At 61.6% G+C, this 3,433-nt stretch carries 6 protein-coding genes; 2 read left to right on the forward strand and 4 right to left on the reverse strand.

The features are described from left to right. From EN969_RS22475 to EN969_RS22485, 3 genes are all read right to left on the reverse strand, one after another. Positions 1–477: alpha/beta fold hydrolase (locus EN969_RS22475; RefSeq protein WP_164758420.1), on the reverse strand; the 477-nt coding region annotated here is incomplete at its 3' end. A 20-nt stretch (positions 478–497) separates the two neighbouring features. Then, the gene (locus EN969_RS22480) at positions 498–1,058 is read right to left on the reverse strand and encodes a DUF192 domain-containing protein (RefSeq protein WP_013531330.1); all 561 of its coding nucleotides are present in this window, start codon (positions 1,056–1,058) and stop codon (positions 498–500) included. A 24-nt stretch (positions 1,059–1,082) separates the two neighbouring features. Then, on the reverse strand, positions 1,083–1,658 hold the full coding sequence (locus EN969_RS22485) for a cold-shock protein (protein ID WP_174564974.1): 576 nt from the start codon (positions 1,656–1,658) through the stop codon (positions 1,083–1,085). Between the two features lie 238 nt (positions 1,659–1,896). Here EN969_RS22485 and gloA point away from each other — a divergent pair, with 238 nt between their 5' ends. Together gloA and EN969_RS22495 are read left to right on the forward strand one after the other, a co-directional pair. Next, positions 1,897–2,337, forward strand: a complete 441-nt coding sequence (gloA, locus tag EN969_RS22490; RefSeq protein WP_013531328.1) for a lactoylglutathione lyase — start codon at positions 1,897–1,899, stop codon at positions 2,335–2,337. Between the two features lie 146 nt (positions 2,338–2,483). Next, positions 2,484–2,774, forward strand: a complete 291-nt coding sequence (locus EN969_RS22495; protein ID WP_027160411.1) for a DUF2218 domain-containing protein — start codon at positions 2,484–2,486, stop codon at positions 2,772–2,774. An 8-nt stretch (positions 2,775–2,782) separates the two neighbouring features. Here the strand turns inward: EN969_RS22495 and EN969_RS22500 are convergent, their stop codons facing one another. Beyond that, on the reverse strand, positions 2,783–3,343 hold the full coding sequence (locus tag EN969_RS22500) for a DUF1697 domain-containing protein (protein ID WP_024503867.1): 561 nt from the start codon (positions 3,341–3,343) through the stop codon (positions 2,783–2,785). Positions 3,344–3,433: the final 90 nt, after the last annotated feature.

Below are 3,433 nucleotides of genomic sequence, written 5' to 3' on the forward strand. Positions count from 1 at the left end.
GCCGCGCGGATGGCTGGTCGCGGCCGGATCTTCGGCAAGCAGCGCGTCGGCAATCGGATCCCAATCGCCGACACCGTCGATCATGCCGATGCCGAGGCCGCCGAAGACCAGCGTCACCACCTTGTCCGGATCGGACAGCGCCATGAACGCCGCGATGCGCGCGCCCATGGAATAACCCATGACGTGGGCGCGCTCGATGCCGAGATGGTCGAGCAAGGCAGTGGCATCGGAGGCCATCTTGACCGGCGTATAGTCGGCCTCATCATAGCTCTTGGACGACGCGCCGTGGCCGCGATTGTCAAAGGTGATGGCGCGGTAACCGGCATCGTTCAGCGTCTTGAACCAGCCGGGCGACACCCAGTTGACATAGTGGCTCGAAGCGAAGCCGTGGATCATCAGCACCGGATCGCCCTCGCCCGATTCCGGCTGGCGCTCGAGGAAAGCAAGATCGAAGCCGTCATGGGTGAAAAACTGCATCAGCGACCCCGCTTGCGCACTCAACCGCCACCGCCATTGGGTGCATCGCCATTGTCGGCGGGCGGCATGCCGGGGCCGGACACCGTGCCCACCGCCGGATGGCGCAAAAGGTCGCCATACTCGATGCCGTTCCTGGCGGCAGTGCCGGCCTTGAGCTCAAGCACGAAGCGCACCGGTACACCAGGCGAAATGACGGCGTCTGATTGCGGCTCGCCGTGCTTGACCGCCCGGATCTTGCCGTCCTGGCCGACAAAAATCAGATCAAGCGGCATCGGGGTGTTGTGCATCCAGAAGCCAACCTGCTGCTGGACCTCGAAGACAAACAGCATGCCGTGGTTGTCCGCCATGTCCTGGCGATACATCAAGCCAGCCTCGCGCTCCGCGGCGGTGTCGGCGACTTCGATGGAGAAAGAGCGATCACCGCCTTTCGTCACCACGACCAATGGCGCCGGATCGGCCGGAAGGATCATTGCCCGGCTGTCCGCCGAGGTTGGCTTTTCGGAATAGAAGTAACCACCGGCGGCGGCGACGAAGGCAATCGCGCACATCGCGCCCGCGGTCAGCCAGTTCCTGTAAGCCATTCGAGATCCTCGGCCGGAAACGCCCTAGTGCGAGACCGGCAAGGTCCCCATATCGGGGTGAATTTCGGCGGCCATAAGGCCTTTGTCGCCGCGCCCGAAACGAACCAGCACGACCTGTCCGGGCCGAAGCTCGGTGATACCGTAACGGCGCAAGGTCTCCATATGGACAAAGATGTCCTCGGTACCCTCGCCGCGGGTGAGAAAACCAAACCCCTTGGTGCGGTTGAACCATTTTACCAAGGCGCGTTCGAGACCGCTCTCCGGCGTCACCGCGACATGGGTGCGCTGCTCCTGCATCTCGGCCGGGTGGACCGCGGTGGTGACATCCATGGAGAGCACACGGAAGGCCTGCAATCCGCGCTCGCCATGCTTGACGAGGCAGACCACGCGTGCGCCTTCCAGCGCCGTCTGAAAGCCGTCTCTTCGAAGACATGTCACATGAAGGAGGATGTCGCCCGAGATGCCGTCATCCGGGAGGATGAAACCATAACCCTTGGCCACATCGAACCACTTGATGGCGCCGGCTACTTCGAGCAGATCAGAAGCGTCGCCGCCTTCGTCACGCTGCAAGGCGTCGCCAAGGGTTCCGTCCCGCCCCATGAAAGAGGCCTTTTCCCCCATAAGAATGCCCCCTCTTTTCAAGAACACCGCAACTGATTCTTGCCAACAGATTAACACTGCGGCTTCCGGTGTGTGCAAGACCTGCCGTGCCTTTTTTCACGGTTCATTGGGGCAATACCGGATTTGTTCTTTGCCGGCATTGCGCACCGCCGCACGATTGCCCTTTGACAGGGCCGACCCTATGTTGCGCCGCAACGCAATTTATCGAGGAAATCACATGCGCTATCTGCACACTATGATCCGCGTCGCCGACGTCGATGCCTCGCTCGACTTCTACTGCAATAAGCTCGGCCTCAAGGAAGTGCGCCGCTACGAAAACGAGCAGGGCCGCTTCACGCTGATCTTCCTCGCCGCACCGGAAGACGAGGAGAGCGGCATCAATGAAAAGGCACCGCTGGTCGAACTGACCTACAATTGGGATCCCGAAGACTACAAGGGCGGGCGCAATTTCGGCCACCTCGCTTATGAGGTCGACGACATCTACGCCACCTGCCAGCATCTGATGGACAATGGCGTCATCATCAACCGGCCGCCGCGCGACGGCAACATGGCTTTCGTCAAGTCGCCGGACGGCATCTCGATCGAGCTTTTGCAGAAAGGCCCGGCCAAGGCCAAGGCCGAGCCTTGGGCTTCGATGGCGAACACCGGAAGCTGGTAGCCGATCACGCTGTCTTGAGCGGACAATGCCAGGCTGACGGCCCCGCTACCGTTTGGTTTTTCAGGGGCGGCGCCTATCTGTCTGGCTGAGGCGCCAGGCTTGGCCGGCGCCCAGCCATGCAAAAGGGCGCTTGCCCAGGAGAATTCATGCCGACCAGCCATGCCGACGTCGCCACCGAACATGCCAGCCGCTACCTGCAGCAGTTGTGCAAGCACTGGGCACACAAATTCCCGGTCGAGTTCGATCCCACCCATGGCACCATCGATCTCTCAATGGGCCGTACCGTCATGGCTGCCGATGCCGCAGCGCTGCATGTCACGGTGTCGACTGACGAAGCAGGATCGATCGAGCGCCTGGAAAGCGTTGTCGCCGATCACATCAAGCGCTTTGCTTTCCGCGAAGAACTGACCTTCGACTGGAAACCAACTTCCGCCTAGCCAGCCAACTACTTCTCACCGGCGTGTGCGGCCATCTCCAGCAGCGCCTGCACCGAGCGCCAATTGCGCGCGGTACCCGGCACTTTCAGCGTGCGCGGGATCAGCCCGGCAAACACCGATTTGCCCAGCCCATTCGGTGCGCTGAGGTAGAGCACATCGCCCTTGATCTCGAAGCGTTCGGGGCCGGTGCACTTTTCGGTCAGCCGCGCCACCTCATCGGCGGTCGGCTCGCGTTCCAGCACATAGGCGTGCAGCTTCGTGTGGTCCGCGGCAATTTCCGGATAGGGATTTTCGCGCACCAGCTTCTCGAACCAGGAGAGATCGCGCACCATGATGCGCGAATGGAACCCCCATTTCGTCTCGAAGGCTGCTTCGAGCAGGTTCGCCAGTGCCGCCGCGTCGCCTTTCTTCGCCCGGAACACGGCATTGCCGCTCTGCACGTAGGTGGCGACGTCGGAAAAGCCGAGGCCCTCGAAGAACGACCGCAGCTCCGCCATCTTGACGATGCGGTTGCCGCCGACATTGATGCCGGAAAACAGCGCGACGAAGATTTTTCCCGGATCAACCATTCGATCGCTCATATGATGAACCCGGCCAGTGTCTCGTTGTCGGTGATGTCCTGATACTGAACGCCCTCGGCCTCGAACTTCGCCTTGAGC

It is taken from the genome of Mesorhizobium sp. M7A.F.Ca.CA.003.01.2.1, assembly GCF_003998945.1.
In the GTDB taxonomy this organism is placed as follows: Bacteria; Pseudomonadota; Alphaproteobacteria; order Rhizobiales; family Rhizobiaceae; genus Mesorhizobium; species Mesorhizobium ciceri.

Excerpts from the sequence above, each read along its gene's own strand:
- gloA (WP_013531328.1), top strand. The coding sequence starts at position 1,897 with ATGCGCTATCTGCACACTATGATCCGCGTCGCCGACGTCGATGCCTCG.
- EN969_RS22495 (WP_027160411.1), top strand. The coding sequence starts at position 2,484 with ATGCCGACCAGCCATGCCGACGTCGCCACCGAACATGCCAGCCGCTAC.
- EN969_RS22480 (WP_013531330.1), bottom strand. The coding sequence starts at position 1,058 with ATGGCTTACAGGAACTGGCTGACCGCGGGCGCGATGTGCGCGATTGCC.
- EN969_RS22485 (WP_174564974.1), bottom strand. The coding sequence starts at position 1,658 with ATGGGGCGGGACGGAACCCTTGGCGACGCCTTGCAGCGTGACGAAGGC.
- EN969_RS22500 (WP_024503867.1), bottom strand. The coding sequence starts at position 3,343 with ATGGTTGATCCGGGAAAAATCTTCGTCGCGCTGTTTTCCGGCATCAAT.